Here is a 17404-nt window from a genome sequence, read left to right as displayed (position 1 = left end):
GACCGTTCTCAAGACCCGGCCATCAGTCGGTTGGCGCAGGCAACCACCGCACGCAACGCGGACTCGGTGGAGTTCTGAGCCCACCCCATGGCCCATTCGGTGCGCACGCCATCGGTACCGCGCACGAAAGTAGCCGTGTCGCCTCCCGCGCACATCTGGTGAAAGTTCAATGTCTCCACGCGGATTCCGCGGCCGTGCAACATCGCGGTAAGCGCCGCGACTGCTCCACCGGCCGCCGCTGTCGACGTGCCGATGCGGTCGCCGACGGCGATCACGGCACGAAAGTTGCGCGCCTGCGGACCCATTCGAGTGGCCGGCCGCTCGGCGTCGGTACACGACCAGTGCCCCAAACGCACCGGGCCGGCGGTATGGCCGTAGACAGAGACGAAATGCTCCCACGGCATTGCGTCGCCGGGGTCGCCCAACCCGCGCGGCAGTGCCACCCCGAAGTGGTGAGCGAACCACGCGTTGGCGGAAGCGGATTCGCGGAATCGGTAAGTGTCCTGGCTGGGATTCGTCTTCGGGTTCGTCATTGTGCCGGTCTTCTCTGGCTCGAAGGAGCGACCGACGGTAGTAGCTTCCGACCCACAGCGGGGGGTCGGTCTGGATCAGACCCCGCTGCGGGTGCTGGCTACTACGGCACGCGGTGAAGGACGCACGAGGGCAGACATTAGACGGCGGGGGCCGCCCGGCGCAACTGCATTTTATGAGTTCTCGATATCGGAATCTCATTCGAAATTCGCTGATTCAAGGCAAAACTGCTCGCGATACACATTGCCGGAGTTAGCATCCAGATAGCGATGCAAATCGCTAACCGGGGAAATCAGCGAATGAAGGGGGTAGCCGATGAACGTACGTAAATCTGGCAGGGGGATTCAGGCCGTGAAGGTGGTGGTTGCCGTGCTGGCCGCCGCTTTCGCCCTGACGACGGCGGGTTGTACAGCACAAACCGCAGGTTCCGTCGGTGGCACGATCGGCAACCCCGTCCCGCCTGAAACTCAGTAGAGACGTTCTTACGAGCGTCGGGGGAACCCGCTGGGAACCGCTGCACCTGCGGTCGGTTCCCAGCGGGCTGACGTACCGAATGAATGCTTAAACCCCCAAAGCCAAAATGGCAGATCACCCCATTCGATTGAATTCATTCAGGATTTTCCACAATTCGCCGAAAATCCTCTCCTTAACCGCTGAGCGGCGATAGCATCGCAGGCGCCAGTCACGTCCAGCGCGCCCCCGGCACGGGGGAGAAAGGCGAGATGAATGCGCACCAAGCGGAGGACCGTCCAGGCGGTGGGAGCCCTGATCCTTGCGGCGTTCGCCTTGTTCGCGGTCGGTTGCAGTCACACGATGGACCAAGTGCGGACCCCGGAAGTCGGTGGCGGAGGCACGGGTCAAATCGGCTGAACACTCCGGCAGCGCTCGGTCGGGACTCGATCAAACCCGGGTCGGGCTGACCCGTGTCCGGTGCGAGGTCGTTGTGCCGCAACGCAACTCGCCGTCCGTTTTAGGTATTCCGTGACGGCGGCCGACCAGCTAGTGTGACACAGGTAACACTCTTACATCGGCGTAAATTTGCCGATGCATCCTTGAGGAGGGCTCAACGATGAGCGCAAGAACCAAGGTGAAAGCCGTTATCGGCGCCGCGATATTCGCCGGGTACGCCCTGCTGTCCGTCGGCTGCATGAAGGCCCCGACTCCCGCGCCGTTGCCGGTGACGGTGCCGGTGGAGTCGCCGGCACCGCAGATGGCTCGGTAGGCCCAGCCGTTCAGCAATCCCGCGAGGGGTTCAGCCTCAGGTACGCCTGAATGGTGGTGCCGTTGGCGCTCGTGTGCGTGCGCACCAGGTCAGCCATCGCGTTGACCAGGAAGAGCCCGCGGCTGGCGGTGCCGCGGGCACTCGGTCGCCGGTGTCCGATGAACCGGTCTTTCAGCCGCCCGCGGTCGCGTGCCTCGCACACCAGGTGCTCGTTGTGCCGCCAGAAGGCCAGCCGGCAAGAGCCCCCGGCGTACTGCAGGCTGTTCGTGGCGAGTTCGGTGGCGATCATTTGCAGGTCGTCCAGACCGTCTCTGGACAGACCGACCCAGCCGGCATAGTCGGCGGCGAATGACCGCGCCGGACGCAGGTCCGCGCTGCCTCGGACCGTGTACGTCACCGCGCCCGGGTTCGTATCGAGCGGTTGGTTGCATCGCGCCAGGACATCCTCGGGCGCGTAATCCGAACTGGGGCAAGCCGATCCACCCTGCCACAGCATCGGGTGGGTGCGCCGGGCATCCGCCAGCACATCGTCGGGCAGGTGGGTCGCGTCGTACAGGCACAGCCCCATGACGTTCGGGTTCTTCAGCACGCCGTTGATCAGCGACTCGTGCTCCATACAGGCCAGACACTCGTCAGCGGTGCGCCCGGGCCAGACGAGCTGTCGCACGATCCGGACGGTCCGATCGGCGTGTTTGTCGGCAAAGGAACTTTCCATCGCCGCGAACCGGCCCGGATTGCGCGCCACTTCGCTTATGTCGGTCAGCCGAAGTTCGGCGTCAGATCCGGCGCGGGCTCCATAGAGGGCCGGTCCCAGCATCGCGAGCTTGTCACCGGGCACGGCCGCCAGCACCGGCTCGTCGAGCGCGAAGCCGTCGGCGGCGAACCGCACCACAGAATCGAGGTATTCCCGTTCGCTTTGGAAGAACAGCGCCGAATGCACGAATCCCCTCGTCGAGCCCAGGGGCCTGATCTCCGTGCTCGTAGTCATAGAGACTCCCACCCAACGTCGGCCGGCACGCCTTTGTGTCGCCATCACTTGAGTATTCCTGTACCCCGGGCAGGGCTTTGCTATGCGCGGCGTTGCCGCTCAGCGTGTCGCGCCTACAGCCACCACGACGCGGCGGCGTCCAGATGGCGCCGGATGCGGTAGCGCGCCAGGCTGTCATCACCGGCGTCGATCGCTTCCAGGATGCGCAGGTGAGCGTTCTCGACGGCCATCGTGTCCGCGGGCGTCAGCTGGGCCTGCCCGGTCGTGGACCAATGCCGGCGGAAAAGTTCGACGATGATTCGCAGAAAAAGATCAAGCAGCGCATTCCCGGCCAGATGCGCCAGGCCGACGTGAAAGCGGAACTCCTCGACGGCGGCGGTGCGCGCATCGTCACTGGCATTGCCGGGCGCACTCGCCCAGTCATGAGGGTTCAGGAAAGCCGCCACCTCCGGATCGGAGCGACGGGCGACCACCTTTGCCACGTTGTCGATCTCGATGGCATCGCGCACGCAACGCAGGTCTTCCCGGGTCGGCTTGCGGTACTGCAGGTAGAGCGCGATGGTGTCGATGCTGGCCTGGGCGCGCGGCCTGGCGACGACCAGCCCGCCCCCGGGACCCCGGCGCATGTGCGCGACCTCGTGATACTCGAGTAGTCGCACGGCTTCGCGCAGTGCCGCCCGGCTCACCCGGTAGCGCTCCAGCAACGCCGTCTCGGTGCCGAACACCGACCCGACGTGCCAGCCGCTGGCGGCGATGTCGTCGGCGATGTTGGCCGCCAGCACTTCGGCGAGCTTGCCGCGCGGCGCTTCCGAGGTGAGCCGCTTGCGGCCTGGCCTTCCGCGAAGTGACGGGTCGCGGTGTTCGGCCAGCCAGGCCGTCACGCGCTCCACGTGTCGTTCGCTCAGTGTCTTGGCCCGCGCGGAATCCCCGGCGGTGACGGCGGCGACGATGTCGGCGTGCGCACCGCGCATCTTGTGCGCGGCATCGGCCGCTTCGGCCGGCGACCCGGTCCGCGAGGCGCGCGCATAGCGCTTCGTCAGCCTCGTCAGGACATCGATGAACAGTTGCAGCACAGGGTTTTTTGATTGCTCGGCCAGTGCGATGTGGAATTCGTCGGGCGGCGCGGGCAGGCCGGGACGCCACTGTTCTTCGGCGCTCAGCACCGATCGCAGCCGGGCGATTCCGGCTTCGTCGATGTGTTCGGCGGCCAGTGCCGCTGCCAGTGGCTCGAGCACCAGGCGCGCGTTGAGCAGATCGCCCAGGGTGGTGCCGCGATATTCGAGGTAGATCACGACGGCGCGCGTCGCCGGCCCGGCGTCGGGCTCGCAGATGAGCAGGCCGCCGTTGGGCCCGCGCCGCATCCGGGCGACTTGGTGGTGCTCGACCAGGCGGACGGCTTCGCGCAGCACCGACCGGCTCACGCCATAGCGTTGCTGCAGAGCGGCTTCCGAGCCCAGCGATTCCCCCACCGCCCAGCCGCGCCGGACGATGTCCTCCTCGATACGACGCGCGATCTTCGCGGCCCGCTTGTCCGCCCGGACTTGTACCGCTTCGACGGTCACTGCCGGCTCAGCACGTGAGCAGCATGCATCCTGCCACCGGACCGCCGCCGACGGACACAACGCCGACCTCGGGGCGGCACTCGACCTGCCGCTCCCCGGCCTCGCCGCGCAGTTGCAGGCAGCCCTCGTGCAGCGCCCAGTAGCCGTGCATGCGACCGGCCGAGAGCTGTCCGCCGTAGGTGTTCAGCGGCAGCTCACCGTCTCGGGCGATGCGGGCACCCCCCTCGACGAAGGGCCCGGCCTCGCCGTCGCCGCACACTCCGAGGGCTTCCAGCCACGAAAGGGTGAGGTAGGTGAAGCCGTCGTACAGCTGCGCGACGTCGAGGTCCGCGGGTGTCAATTCCGTCCGCGACCACATCTGCGCCGTCGCGTCCGACATCGCCATCTTCGGGTAGTCAGGGCGGTGAAACCACCCGCCGGCACCGTCGGAGCCGCCGATGGCCTCGACCTTCACGGCGCGGTGCGGGCAGTCTGCGGCGTAGTCGGCATGGGAAACCACCACGGCGATCGAACCGTCGATGGGCACATCGCAATCCAGCAGGCCGAACGGTGTCGACACCGGGCGGGCACCCAGATAGTCGGCCATCGTCATCGGATCCCGATATACCGCAAGGGGATTCAGCGCCGCGTTGCGGCGGCCGTTGAGGGCGATCCAGCCCAGCTGCTCCTTGGTGGTGCCGTACAGTTCCATGTGCCGACGACAGTTCAGGGCAAGCCAGTTCGCCGCCGAGTAGGCGTGCGCGGCGACCAGATCGTTGATGTCGTCCATGGCACCGACGGCAGGACGCTCGCCCTCGGGTGCATCGAACATGCGCGCCAGCGGTGGTGCGGGGGCGTCCTTGTCCTGCAGAACGGTGCCGCCCAACATCTGGATGGTGCGATAGACCACGACATGGCGTGCCCGCCGCTCGGCGACGGCACGGCAGGCGGACATCACCGGGCTCAGCAGACCGCCGGTGCCGAACCCGCTGCCGCAGTCGGCGGCGTCGATCCGGAGTTCGGCGTTGACCTCGGCCGCCGGAGTGTCGCCCAGTGTTGCGATGCCATCGATATCGGCTGCGCGCAGGCCGGCGTCGTCGATGGCGGCGCGCACCGCCTCCATGGTCAGATCCCGCCCGGGAATGCCGGTGCGACGGCCTATACGCGAGATACCGATGCCGGACAGGATCGCGTCTTTTTCGAAGTAGTCCATCTGCACCGTCCGTTGACCCGAACAAATACCAGTTCGAAATGAGTGTACTGTATTCGTCGTGTCGACTTCCCCGTTGCTCGTCGAGCACTGCGACAGCTGCGCACACTGGGTTCATCCCGCCGCAGGCGAATGCCGCGACTGCGGCGGGCCCCTGAGCGCCAAGCCTGTCTCCGGCCACGGGACGGTGTTCACCTACACCGTTAACTACCACCCCTACAACCCGGAGATCCCGACACCGTACGTGATCGCCCTGGTCGAACTGGCTGAGCAGAGCGGCCTCCGTGTCGCGGCCAATATCGTTGACTGCGAACCGGATTCAGTGACGTGCGGGATGCCTGTCGCCATCCGCCCGGAGCGGGGCACCAGCGGAGCCCCGCTGTTCGCGCCCGTCGCCTAGTTGCGCGAGCAGACGCAAAATCGCACAAAATCTAGGATTTTGATGCGATTTTGCGTCTGCTCGCGGGTGCTCCTCGCCAGCTCGGCGCGCCCCTCAGTTGATCAGCGGGTCGCGCGGCATGCCGAGAATCCGCTCGGCGATCTGGTTGCGGGTGACCTCTGAAGTGCCACCGGCAATCGCCATGCCGCGCGCGCCCATCACCATCCGCCCGGCCAGCGCGGCAGGTCCGTCCAGCAGAGCCGTCTCCGGACCGGCCAGCGCCGTCGAAATGGCGGCGCCCTCGATCATGTGGTCGGCCAGCTTCAGCTTGGTGACGTTGCCTTCGGGCCCCGGGCCCGCGCCCTCCACGCTGCGGGCCGCACGGCGCAGGTTCAGCAGCCGCAGCGCGTTCTCCTCGGCCAGGTAGGTCCCGACCCGAATCACCGCGCCCGCCAACTGATCTGCACGACGCTGCGCCTGCTTCACCAATTCGCCGGCCAGCCCCTCGTAGAACGAGCCGCTGCCCCCGATGCTGACCCGCTCGTTGCCCAGCGTGGCGCGCGCCACCGTCCACCCGGAGTTGGGTGCGCCGACGACGTCCTCGTCGGGCACGAACAGGTCATTGAAGAACACCTCGTTGAACTCCGCACCGCCAGTGATCTGGCGCAGCGGACGCACCTCGACCTCGGGTGCCTTCATGTCCACAATCACGGTGGTGATGCCGGCGTGCTTGGGCGCCTCCGGGTCGGTGCGCACGGTGGCCAGGCCGCGTGCGCAGTACTGCGCCCCACTGGTCCAGACCTTCTGCCCGTTGATCTTCCACCCGCCGTCCACCCGGGTGGCGCGGGTCTTGACCGACGCCGCATCCGAGCCGGCCTCCGGTTCGGAGAACAGCTGGCACCAGATCTCGTCTTTTCGCAGCGCCTTCTCGACGAATCTTTCTATCTGCCAGTCGGTTCCGTGCTGGATCAGGGTGAGGATGACCCAGCCCGTGATGCCGTAGTCGGGGCGTTTGACGCCGGCCGCACGGAACTCCTCTTCGATGACGAGTTGCTCCACCGCATCGGCGGCCCGGCCCCACGGCTTGGGCCAGTGCGGCATCACGTAGCCCGTCTCGATCAGCTTGTCGCGCTGGGCCTTCTTCTCCAGTGCGGCGAGTTCGGCGGCATCGGCCCGGATCTGGGTCCGCAGCTCCTCGGCTTCCGGTGGGAGGTCCAGACTGTTCTCCCGCACGACGCCGGCAGCGGTGAGATCGAAGACATCGCGGGCCGGCCCGTCGCCGCCGAGCAGGGCCGAGGAAACCAGAGCGCGCCGCAGATGCAGATGCGCGTCGTGCTCCCAGGTGAATCCGATGCCGCCGTGCACCTGGATGTTGAGCTCCGCATTGCGCGCGTAGGCCGGGAACGCCAGCGTGGCGGCGACTGCCGAGACCAGCCGGAACTGATCCTCGTCTTCGGAGGCCGCCCGGGCGGCGTCCCACACTGCGGCCAGCGCGGACTCCGCAGCCACCAGCATGTTCGCGCAATGATGTTTCACCGCTTGGAAAGTCGCGATGGTGCGGCCGAACTGCTTGCGCACCTTGGCGTACTCCACCGCCGACTCGACGCAGTCGGTCGCACCGCCGACGGCCTCGGCGGCCAGCAGTATGCGCGCCCGGGCCAGCGCCGACGCGGCGGCGCCGGACAGGATGTCGTCGTCGGTCACCTTCACGTTCTGAAGGCGAACGCGCCCGGAGCGTCGCGTCGGATCGAGGTTCTCCGGCACCTCGATGGTGATGCCGGACCGTCCGCGGTCCAGTACCAGCACGTCGTCACCGGCGACGAGCAACAGCACGTCGGCCAGTCCGGCACCGAGCACCACCCCGGCCTCGCCGTCGGCGACACCGTCGGAAACCCGTACGCCGCCGGCCAAACCGACGCCGGCGGTGACGGTTCCGTCGATCAGGCCGGGCAACAACCGCGCCTGCTGATCGGCGGCGCCGTCATGGGCGATCACCGCTGAGGCGATCACCGTCGGCACGAACGGGCCCGGCGCGACGGCCCGCCCGAGTTCTTCGATCACCACCACCAGTTCGGGCAGTCCGTAGCCGGACCCGCCGTGCTCTTCGCCGATGTGCAGGCCGAGCCAACCCAGTTCCGCCAAGCCCTGCCAGAACGACGGCCGCGTCTCCTCCGGCGCGTCGAGCAGCGACCGCGCCGCCGCCCGCGCCTTCTGCGAGGTCAGAAACCCGCGGGTCACCTCGGCGAGTTCGCGATGGTCGTCGGTCAATGCGATACCCATGCGGGTCCTCCTCGCGGCGCTGCTGATTCCCTAAAGAGTGTACTCAATGCGCCGTGAGGAGCGCCGGGGTGCTACTTGGGCGCGAAGCGCTGCCCCGCGTCCAGCCGCAGGCACTGGCCGTTCAGCATCGGGTTGTCCACGATGGCGGCGACCAGCTTGGCGTACTCTTCGGGCCGGCCGAGACGCTTCGGGAACGCCGCGTCCTTGGTCAGCGCCGCGGCGAACTCGTCCGGGATGCCCTGGGTCAGGCCCGTGGCGAACAGGCTCGGCGCGATCGCCAGTACCCGGATCCCCAGCGACCCGAGGTCGCGCGCCATGGTCAGGCACATGCCCGCGATGCCGGCCTTGGCGGCGGTGTAGGCGACCTGTCCGATCTGGCCCTCGAACGCCGCGATGGACGCGGTGTTGATGATCACGCCGCGCTCCTCATCCTCGGGGTCGTTCTTGGCCATGTGCGCGGCGGCCAGTCGGCTGATGTTGAACGTGGCGATCAGGTTCAGGTCGATGACGGACTGGAAGGACTCCAGGTCGTGCGGGCCGGACTTCGTCATGGTCCGCTTGGCGATGCCACCACCGGCGGTCGTCACCGTGACGTGCAGGCCACCGAGATCGTCGACCGCGGCCTGCAACGCCTGCTCGGTGCCGGCGAAGTCGGTGACATCGACCGGATAGAACTTCCCGTCGATCCCGTCGGCTACCGCCTTGCCGTCCGAACTCTCCCGGTCGAGCACCGCCACCTGGGCACCGCGCTGGTGCAGAAGTTCGGCGCTGGCACGTCCCATCCCCGAGGCGCCGCCGATGACGACGACCTTCTTCCCGCTGATCTCCACCCGAACCTCCAATATCTGGGTTGTCACTTTGACTGAGATTTGTAACGTTAACCCGTCACGGTAGCGGGTTGGCTCCGACACCTTGTCACCGAGCCATGCCAAGCTCGAAACGTGCTCCTTGTCGATGTAGCAAGCACTTCGCTTAATGTGGGCGCCACCTCGTCGCGGCTGACCAAGGTGGCCCACATCGCCGACCTGCTGCGCGGTGCTGCCACCGATCCCGAGCTGGTCGCGACTGTGGTGTCGTGGCTTTCCGGTGAGCTCCGACAGCGCCAGATCGGCGTCGGCTGGGCCGCGTTGCGCTCACTACCCCCTCCGGCACCGGAAGCCACGCTCACCGTCGGGCAGGTGGACGCCACGTTCACCGAGATCGGCTCCGTCGCGGGCAAGGGGTCCCAGGCGCGGCGGGCCGCCCTGCTCACCGGGCTGTTCGCCGCGGCAACCGAACCCGAGCACACCTTCCTGGCCCGTCTGCTCGGTGGCGAACTGCGCCAAGGCGCGCTGATCGGCATCATGACCGACGCCGTGGCCAGGGCCGCCGGGCTGCCCGCCGCCGCGGTGCAACGAGCGGCGATGCTGGGCGGGGATCTGCCGGCCGTGGCGGCGGCGGCCCTGACCGGCGGATCACTGGACGCCTTCACGCTGCAGGTCGGCCGACCGGTCGGACCGATGCTGGCGCAGACCGCGACCGATGTCGCGGGTGCGCTCGAACGCCACGACGGCACAACGATTTTCGAAGCGAAGCTGGACGGCGCGCGAGTGCAGATCCACCGCCGCGGTGATGATGTCACCGTCTACACCCGCAGCCTCGACGACGTCACCGCCCGGTTGCCCGAGGTCGTGGAGGCCACGCTGGCCCTGCCCGTGTCCGACCTGATCGCCGACGGGGAGGCGATCGCGCTGCGCCCGGACAACAGGCCGCACCGCTTTCAGGTCACCGCGTCGCGATTCGGGCGATCGGTGGATGTGGCTGCCGCGCGCGACAAGCAACCGCTCTCGGTGTTCTTCTTCGACATCCTGCATCGCGACGGCGCGGATCTACTCGATGCGCCGACCACCGAGCGGCTCGCCGCTCTGGATGAGCTGGTGCCCGCGCAGCACCGGGTGGATCGGCTGGTCACTTCCGATGCCACGGCCGCGACCGCATTCCTGGACGCAACTCTGGCCGCAGGTCACGAGGGTGTGATGGCCAAGGCGCCGGACGCCCCGTATCAGGCGGGGCGGCGCGGGGCGGGCTGGTTGAAGGTCAAGCCGGTGCACACCCTGGACCTGGTGGTGCTGGCCGTGGAGTGGGGTTCGGGACGTCGCAGCGGCAAGTTGTCCAACATCCATCTCGGCGCCCGCGACCCAGAATCCGGCGGCTTCGTCATGGTCGGCAAGACTTTCAAGGGGATGACCGACACCATGCTGGAGTGGCAGACCCGGCGGTTCACCGAGTTGGCGACCGACGGCACCGACGGGTACGTCGTAGCGGTCAGACCCGAGCAGGTGGTCGAAATCGCCCTGGACGGGGTGCAGGGCTCGAGCCGCTATCCCGGCGGCGTGGCTCTGCGGTTCGCGCGGGTGCTGCGCTACCGCGACGACAAGAGCCCCGCTGAGGCCGACACCATCGACGCCGTGCGCGCCATGTACTGATCCCGCCGCTGTTCCGGCGCCGAGTGGGAACCTCACGACGCGACACGCCGCGGAGGCGTCGGTAGATTCACAGTCGCTATCGGCCGCTGGAAGGGAGCCCGGGTGGACAGCGACATCAGCTACATCCGCACCGAGCCTGACCTCCCACCCGTCGCCATCGTCGACCGCTCCCCCATCAACCTCAGACACAAGGTCGTCTTCGGTCTCATCGCGGTCATCGGCGCGACCGCCTGGACGATCGTCGCCTTCGTCCGCGGCGAGGCGGTCAACGCCGTGTGGATCGTGGTCGCGGCGGTGTGCACCTACATCATCGCGTTCCGGTTCTACGCCAGGCTGATCGAGGCGAAGATCGTCCGCCCCAGGGACGACTTCGCGACACCGGCGGAAATTCTCGACGACGGCACCGACTATGTGCCGACCGACCGGCGGGTGGTGTTCGGCCATCACTTCGCCGCGATCGCGGGCGCCGGTCCACTCGTCGGCCCAGTGCTCGCCACCCAGATGGGTTTCCTGCCCAGCAGCATCTGGATCGTCGTCGGCGCCGTGCTCGGCGGATGCGTGCAGGACTACCTGACGCTGTGGATCTCCACACGTCGGCGCGGCCGATCACTGGGTCAGATGGTCCGCGACGAACTCGGCGCGACCGCCGGAGCGGCAGCGCTGCTGGGCATACCGGTCATCATCACCATCCTGATCGCGGTGCTTGCGCTGATCATCGTCCGCGCGCTGGCGCAGAGCCCGTGGGGTGTCTTCTCGATCGCCATGACCATCCCGATCGCCCTGTTCATGGGTTGCTACCTGCGATTCCTGCGTCCCGGGAAGATCTCGGAGGTGTCGGCGATCGGGGTGGGCCTGCTGCTGCTCGCCGTGATCTCGGGTGACTGGGTCGCCGGTACGTCCTGGGGCGCAAGGTGGTTCACCCTGTCGCCGGTCACGCTGGCCTGGCTGCTCATCGTCTACGGCCTCGCGGCATCGGTGTTGCCGGTGTGGCTCCTGCTGGCACCGCGTGACTATCTGTCGACCTTCATGAAGGTCGGCACCATCACCCTGCTGGCAATCGGCGTCTGTGTGGCGCATCCGGTCCTCGAGGCGCCGCCGGTCTCGCGGTTCGCTCTCAGCGGCGATGGTCCGGTCTTCGCCGGTTCGTTGTTCCCGTTCCTTTTCATCACCATCGCCTGCGGTGCGCTGTCCGGCTTTCATTCGCTCGTCTGCTCCGGGACGACGCCCAAGATGCTCGAAAAGGAAGGGCAGATGCGCCTCATCGGCTACGGCGGAATGATCACCGAGTCGTTCGTCGCCGTCGTCGCGCTGCTGACCGCATCAATTCTCGACCAGCACTTGTATTTTGCGATCAACGCGCCGTCGGCGCAGACTCACGACACCGCCGCCACCGCCGCGCGGTACGTCAACGGGCTCGGGTTGAGTGGGCCGTCGGCGACCACGGAGCAGATCAATCAAGCCGCTGCCGGTGTCGGTGAAAAAACGATCATCTCGCGCACCGGCGGTGCCCCGACCCTGGCCTTCGGGATGTCGGAGATTCTGCACCGGGTGTTCGGCGGCACCGCCCTCAAGGCCTTCTGGTACCACTTCGCGATCATGTTCGAGGCGCTGTTCATCCTGACCACCGTCGACGCCGGTACCAGGGTCGCGCGATTCATGGTCTCCGACGCACTCGGAAACCTGGGCCCCGCACTGCACAAGTTCCGCAATCCCAGTTGGCGCCCGGGTGCCTGGCTGTGCAGCCTGGTGGTGGTCGCCGCGTGGGGCAGCACGCTACTGCTCGGCGTGACCGACCCGTTGGGTGGCATCAACTCGCTTTACCCGCTGTTCGGAATCGCCAACCAATTGCTCGCGGGTATCTCGCTGACCGTCATCACGGTGATCGTGATCAAGAGGGGCCACGTGAAATGGGCCTGGATTCCCGGTGTTCCGCTGTTGTGGGATCTGGCGGTCACGCTGACGGCATCGTGGCAGAAGATCTTCTCCGGGGACCCCAAAGTCGGTTACTGGACGCAGTACTTCCAGTACTCGGCGGCCCGCGACGCCGGCAAGACATCCTTCGGTTCGGCGGCCACCGCGCAGCAGCTCGACGACGTCATCCGCAACGCGTTCGTGCAAGGCACCCTGTCGATCGTCTTCGCAGCAGTGGTCCTGGTCATCGTCGCCGCCGCGATCCTGCTGTCAGTCAAGGTGATTCGAGGCGCCGGAAGGCCGTTGACCGAAGACGATCAGGTGAACTCCCGGCGCTTCGCGCCGTCCGGGCTGATCCCCACCGCCGCCGAACGTGAGGTGCAGCGCCAGTGGGATGCGGTGGCCGCTAGGGACCCCAGCTAGTCAGATCCCTTGCCGGTATTCCATTTTCGGCACAGTAGGTGTGGTATCGCTGAAGCGATGTTTTGTGGTTTTCCTGCCACAGGATCCTGTTGTCCTCGTCGAGGAACAGCAACTCACCGACCAGAATGAAAAAGACCTCGGTGTCCTCGAAGCTCTCGGGAGTGTGCGACGAACCCGCCACCTCGTACAGGGTGTCGCCGGCCCGCGCGATCCAGTCGCTCTCCTTGTAGCGCCACGCTCCGCTAATGGTATGCGCCACAACGATTCCAGTGTGATAGTGGGTTCCCAGTTCGACCCCGGCGGGGATCTTCATCGACACGATAGACTCCGCGCGCACCGGATCGATCTTCCAGTATTTCAAGAAGACCTGGTCGCTCAGGGGCGTGAAGGGTACCCACGGGTTGTCAGACCCGTGCATGTAGTTGACGTCGAGTTCCTGTAGCGCTTGCATCTGCTCCTCCTCGTCCGGGATCGGCATGGGCGCCGATGCCGCAAAACGGTAAGCAACGGTCGCGACATCGGCTCGGGGCGGGGCGACAGAGTTCACCAACGCATTTGTGTTGCCGCCACAAAACCACCGTGCTCGGTGAGCCCACGCACCGCGGGCAGCAACGCCAGGGCCACCGACAGCTCCAGGGTGTTGTTGTCGATCTGGCGGCCGAGCAGTTGCTCCGCCTGGTGGACGCGATAGCTGACGGTGTTGGGGTGCACCGAAAGCCGTTGCGCCGCCTTGCCCGGACTCCGGTTTTCATCGAGGTACACCGCCAGGGTGGCCGCGATACGGTAAGTCGCTTCATCGTCGACGGCCAACGGCCCGAGGACGCGCTTGACGAATGCCACGGCATGCTCGTCGTCCGCGCTGGCCAGCGCCGCGACCGCCACGTCTCGGTAACGAGTCACGACCGCGGCACGCTCGCCCAGCAACGAAGCGAGTCGGTGGGCGTGCGAGGCTTCGCGATAGGTGCGCCGGAAGCCGCCGATCCCCCATCCCGGCTCACCGACCGCCACCGAGACCCCGTCGGGTGATCGAGCGTCATCGCCCAGTGACGCCAGCTCGGCCGCGGTGAACGCCTGCGGCCGGCTGAGCCAGGCTGTGACTGCCATCGAACCGGCGGGAAGGATCATGGGACTTTGCGCCGACAGCGCCTCGGTGAGCTGCCACAGCGCCGCCGTGAGTGTGCTCTGCAACCCGGGGTCGTCACTCGAGCTATCGAGCCAGGCGCGGACACCGAGGTGGTGGCGGTTGATGTCATAGCGCATACGTTTCGAAGCACGTTGAGCGTCGACTTCGGTTCCGGCGAGGATGTCTTCCACCGCCGCTGCCCGCGCGGCAGCCGTCCCTCGCAGCCACGCTTCACGCTCGATTTCGTAGTGGTGCTCGGCCTCGAGCAGAATCACGTCGGCATAAGCGAAGAAGAAGGTGCTCACAAGCTCGAGGCTCGCGGCCTGTTCGGGTGTCGGCGCCCTCGCCACGATCTGCTTGAACGTCCACTGCCACGCTCTCTCGTGCGCCAGGCGCACCGATCGAAAAAGATCGTTGAGAGGTATCCCTCGTTGCACACCGGAGCGCGCAATGACGACGGTGGATGGGGTGAGTTCGAGCCCGCGCGGGTCGTCGCCCATATCGATGCACTGGGCTACTTGGCGCAGACTGTCTTCGACGCTGATCAGCTGCTCGGACACAGCCGGTGGGTCGGGCACTACCGTGGGCACTACGGCCTGGTACCGCTCAACTATCTCCGCAGCCAGTTCTGTTGCTTCCGAGCGCAATTGGGCAGCGACCGGCCGCAACACCTGTTCCCACACGCGCCGGGCGGCCGGCTCCCGAAGCGACCGCCATTGAGGCTCCATAGGGGCAGAATCTAATCCCGTTGTGCCGCTGCCACAATGCTCGGCCGATGTGCGTGACTGCCCCGATCAACTGCCGGGCGGCAGCAGCATCGACTGCCAGGTGCGCTGCCCGCCGGCGATGGCCAGATCAGACTGGGTGTGAACGCGCCCGTCGGGGCCGAGGTAACTGCCGGTGGCGGGGTCGTACTCGGCGGCCGGTACCGGTACCGGCGGTGGCAGTTGCGGGACGGGCTGACCCGACAGCGTCGCGTTCGGGTCGCCCTTCCAGTTGTAGCCGTCGTTGAGCGGTACATAGGTTTGATCGCTCTCACACATCGCGACCGTGGGCGCGCGTTTGCCCGGTTGTGCTACGCACGGTGTATTGCGAACGCCGCGAACGTTGTTCGGCGAATCTTGCGGCACCCGGCAGTACAGATCACCCGGCGGCCGGTCCGGGTGATCCTCCCAGGAAGGCACCCGCTGCTGTTGGGCCGGCAGGTAGCCGGTGGTACACGGCGGCGGCAGGTTGAGCCGCAGATTGAAACTCAGGAAGGCGCCCCGGTAGGCCTGTTTGGTGTTTCGGTTGGGGACGCCGATGGCCTGAATCGTCGCCACGGCCTGGGGAAGCAGCACGAGCAGCTGCTCGATTCCGGCGTGATACGTCAGGGCGACCTGGCCGACGCCGACCAGATTGGACAGCAGGATCGGCAGCGTCGGGTTCACCCGGTCCAACAGCCGGCGCACCTCGATCGCCGCGGGTCCCGCGGCACGCAGCACGTCTTTCAGGGCGCCGTCGTTTCGCTGCAGCCCCGAGCTGATGTCGGACAGATGGGCGGCCCACTGCGTTACCGCGTCCGGGGACGCCGCCTGGCTGTCCAGTACCGGCCTGGAGTGGTCGATGAGCGTCAGCAACGGCCCCAAATTCTTCCGGGCGTCACTGGACAGCGCGCTGGTGCCCGTCACCAGCCTGGAAAGCTCCGGTCCCAGGCCACCCACGGCCGTGAAAGACTCGTCCACAACGGTTTTCAGGTTGTCGCGCGGGATCGCTTCCATACCCCTGTTGACCGAGTCCAGCAAGGTGTCCAGATCGGGCGGCACCGACACACGGTCCCGGGTGATCACGTCGCCGTTGCGCAGCGGCCGGGAATCGCGGCGCGGCAACAGCGCCACGTACTGCTCCCCCACCGCCGACTGGCTGTGCACCTGAGCATCGAGATCGGAAGGGATGTCAACGCCCGATTTGAGCGAAAGCACGGCCGCGACACCGGTGTCGGTGAGCCGCACGCTCTCGACGCGGCCGACCTCGGTGCCGCGATAGGTGACGTTCCCACTGACGTAGAGACCCGCGGCCTGCGGCAACTCCACGGTGACCTGGTAGCGTCCCACGCCGAACATGGCCGGCAACTGCATATAACCCAGGGCCATCGCGGCGCCACCCACCAGCGCGACCACCCCGAAGATCGCCAGCTGGATCAGGATTCGTCTTGTCAGCGGCGGCATGTCAGGGCCCCTGATCCCAATGATAAGGCGCCACAAGGGGATTGCCGGCAGTAGCCGGGCTGGGCATCTGGCCGATGGTGCGGCCCCACTGTAGTTCGAGCTCGGTCAGATTGCCCTCGAACCGGGTGCCGGTGAGGAAGGATGCGTCGAGCCGGCTCAGTGTCAGGTCGATGATTGCGGTCAGGTTCGCGTAGTCGCCGCGGGCCCACTTGCTGATGGTGTCCTTCGGGAAAGGGTAGGTGGGCAGCAGTCCCAGCGAGCGCGTCAGTGCCGGACCGGCATTGGCGAGTGATTCCAGCACCGGCCCCAGGTCTTTCAGCTCCTTGACCAGAGCGTCCTTGGTCTGGTTGGCGGAGTCGGCCGCCAGGGCACTGAATTTGCCGATCTGATCGAGGGCTTCGACCAGTTGCTGGCGCTCCTGTTTGAGGGTGGCAAGCGCATTCGGCATGGTCGCAAGCGCCCGGTCCAGTACCGGACGCTGCTCGGCGAGCTGGCCGACCAGGTTGTTCAGGTGTTCAGTAGCGGCCAGAATGTCACCGGTCTGATCGTTCACGGAGCCGGTGAACCGGTCCAGCTGCCCGATCAGGCTGCGCAGGTCGTCGGCCCGTCCGGACAGAGCCGTGCTCAACGACTCGGTGATGTCCTGAATCTGGCCGATGCCACCGCCGTTGAGCAGCAACGAGATAGCTGCCAGGGTCTGCTCGGTCGACGGGTAACTGCCGGCCGACGCCAGGGCGATCAGCGATCCCTCTCTCAGCTTCCCCTGCGGCGGGACGTCGGCCGGCGGTGCCAGTTCGATGTGCAGCGAACCGAGCAGGCTGGTCTGTCCGATCGTCGCGGTCGCGTTGGCCGGCAGGTCGACGTCACCGTTGAGCCTGATGGTGAGCAGCGCATGCCAGGCCTGTCGCTCGATCCTGGTGACGTTGCCGACGGTGACATCGCCAACCTGGACGCGGGAGTTCTGCTCCAGGGTCCCGACATCGGGCATTTGGACGTGAATCATGAACGAGCCGGGGCCGTTTCCGACGCTGCCCGGCAGTGGCAACGAATTGAGACCGCGCCATCCGCAGCCACCCAGAACCAGCACAACCATCCCCAACAACAGAGCTGCCGTCGCACGGCGA

15 protein-coding genes are annotated in these 17404 nt (G+C 66.8%); 5 read left to right on the top strand and 10 right to left on the bottom strand.

Features of this window, described 5'->3' with window-relative positions; genetic code table 11:
• Nucleotides 1-8: 8 nt before the first annotated feature.
• Nucleotides 9-533: a hypothetical protein gene (locus tag AO501_RS09475; RefSeq protein ID WP_055577468.1), complete on the bottom strand. Its 525-nt coding sequence runs from the start codon at nucleotides 531-533 to the stop codon at nucleotides 9-11.
• Between the two features lie 724 nt (nucleotides 534-1257).
• On the opposite strand from AO501_RS09475, the gene AO501_RS39030 reads away from it, so the two are divergent.
• The gene (locus AO501_RS39030) at nucleotides 1258-1401 is read left to right on the top strand and encodes a hypothetical protein (protein WP_156452428.1); all 144 of its coding nucleotides are present in this window, start codon (nucleotides 1258-1260) and stop codon (nucleotides 1399-1401) included.
• 199 nt (nucleotides 1402-1600) lie between these two features.
• On the top strand, nucleotides 1601-1753 hold the full coding sequence (locus AO501_RS37035; RefSeq protein ID WP_156452427.1) for a hypothetical protein: 153 nt from the start codon (nucleotides 1601-1603) through the stop codon (nucleotides 1751-1753).
• 10 nt (nucleotides 1754-1763) lie between these two features.
• Here AO501_RS37035 and AO501_RS09470 read toward each other — a convergent pair whose 3' ends face one another.
• From AO501_RS09470 to AO501_RS09460, 3 genes are all read right to left on the bottom strand, one after another.
• Entirely contained in the window at nucleotides 1764-2741 is a 978-nt protein-coding gene (locus tag AO501_RS09470; RefSeq protein WP_055577467.1) for a sensor histidine kinase, read from the bottom strand.
• Between the two features lie 113 nt (nucleotides 2742-2854).
• Nucleotides 2855-4303 carry a FadR/GntR family transcriptional regulator gene (locus AO501_RS09465; RefSeq protein WP_055577466.1) on the bottom strand — a complete coding sequence of 483 codons (1449 nt, stop codon included), beginning with the start codon at nucleotides 4301-4303 and terminating at the stop codon, nucleotides 2855-2857.
• A 7-nt stretch (nucleotides 4304-4310) separates the two neighbouring features.
• A complete protein-coding gene (locus AO501_RS09460; protein WP_055577465.1) occupies nucleotides 4311-5495 on the bottom strand; it encodes a thiolase family protein in 1185 nt (394 codons plus the stop codon).
• Between the two features lie 58 nt (nucleotides 5496-5553).
• Between AO501_RS09460 and AO501_RS09455 the strand changes: the two genes are divergently transcribed.
• Nucleotides 5554-5892, top strand: a complete 339-nt coding sequence (locus AO501_RS09455) for a Zn-ribbon domain-containing OB-fold protein (protein WP_055577464.1) — start codon at nucleotides 5554-5556, stop codon at nucleotides 5890-5892.
• Between the two features lie 93 nt (nucleotides 5893-5985).
• On the opposite strand, the gene AO501_RS09450 is transcribed toward AO501_RS09455, so the two are convergent.
• Both AO501_RS09450 and AO501_RS09445 read right to left on the bottom strand, forming a co-directional pair.
• The gene (locus AO501_RS09450) at nucleotides 5986-8151 is read right to left on the bottom strand and encodes an acyl-CoA dehydrogenase (RefSeq protein WP_055577463.1); all 2166 of its coding nucleotides are present in this window, start codon (nucleotides 8149-8151) and stop codon (nucleotides 5986-5988) included.
• A 71-nt stretch (nucleotides 8152-8222) separates the two neighbouring features.
• Nucleotides 8223-8981 (bottom strand): SDR family NAD(P)-dependent oxidoreductase, encoded by a 759-nt coding sequence (locus AO501_RS09445; protein ID WP_055577462.1) that lies wholly within the window; start codon nucleotides 8979-8981, stop codon nucleotides 8223-8225.
• A 111-nt stretch (nucleotides 8982-9092) separates the two neighbouring features.
• On the opposite strand from AO501_RS09445, the gene AO501_RS09440 reads away from it, so the two are divergent.
• Together AO501_RS09440 and AO501_RS09435 are read left to right on the top strand one after the other, a co-directional pair.
• A complete protein-coding gene (locus tag AO501_RS09440) occupies nucleotides 9093-10616 on the top strand; it encodes an ATP-dependent DNA ligase (RefSeq protein WP_055577461.1) in 1524 nt (507 codons plus the stop codon).
• A gap of 78 nt (nucleotides 10617-10694) precedes the next feature.
• Nucleotides 10695-12950, top strand: a complete 2256-nt coding sequence (locus AO501_RS09435; protein WP_055577460.1) for a carbon starvation CstA family protein — start codon at nucleotides 10695-10697, stop codon at nucleotides 12948-12950.
• On the opposite strand, the gene AO501_RS09430 is transcribed toward AO501_RS09435, so the two are convergent.
• From AO501_RS09430 to AO501_RS09415, 4 genes are all read right to left on the bottom strand, one after another.
• Complete coding sequence (locus AO501_RS09430; protein ID WP_231752419.1) at nucleotides 12934-13497, bottom strand: 2,4'-dihydroxyacetophenone dioxygenase family protein; 564 nt, start codon at nucleotides 13495-13497, stop codon at nucleotides 12934-12936. The two genes, AO501_RS09435 and AO501_RS09430, sit on opposite strands and share 17 nt — an antisense overlap.
• Nucleotides 13494-14801, bottom strand: coding sequence for a PucR family transcriptional regulator (locus AO501_RS09425; protein WP_055577459.1), 1308 nt, complete (start codon nucleotides 14799-14801; stop codon nucleotides 13494-13496). The genes AO501_RS09430 and AO501_RS09425 overlap by 4 nt, the downstream gene beginning before the upstream one ends.
• A 66-nt stretch (nucleotides 14802-14867) precedes the next feature.
• Nucleotides 14868-16280, bottom strand: a complete 1413-nt coding sequence (locus AO501_RS09420) for an MCE family protein (RefSeq protein WP_055577458.1) — start codon at nucleotides 16278-16280, stop codon at nucleotides 14868-14870.
• A gap of 1 nt (nucleotide 16281) precedes the next feature.
• On the bottom strand, nucleotides 16282-17373 hold the full coding sequence (locus tag AO501_RS09415) for a virulence factor Mce family protein (RefSeq protein ID WP_269435171.1): 1092 nt from the start codon (nucleotides 17371-17373) through the stop codon (nucleotides 16282-16284).
• Nucleotides 17374-17404: the final 31 nt, after the last annotated feature.

The organism is Mycobacterium gordonae, assembly GCF_001417955.2.
In the GTDB taxonomy this organism is placed as follows: domain Bacteria; phylum Actinomycetota; class Actinomycetes; order Mycobacteriales; family Mycobacteriaceae; genus Mycobacterium; species Mycobacterium gordonae_B.
This window is presented reverse-complemented; position numbering and strand designations above follow the sequence as displayed.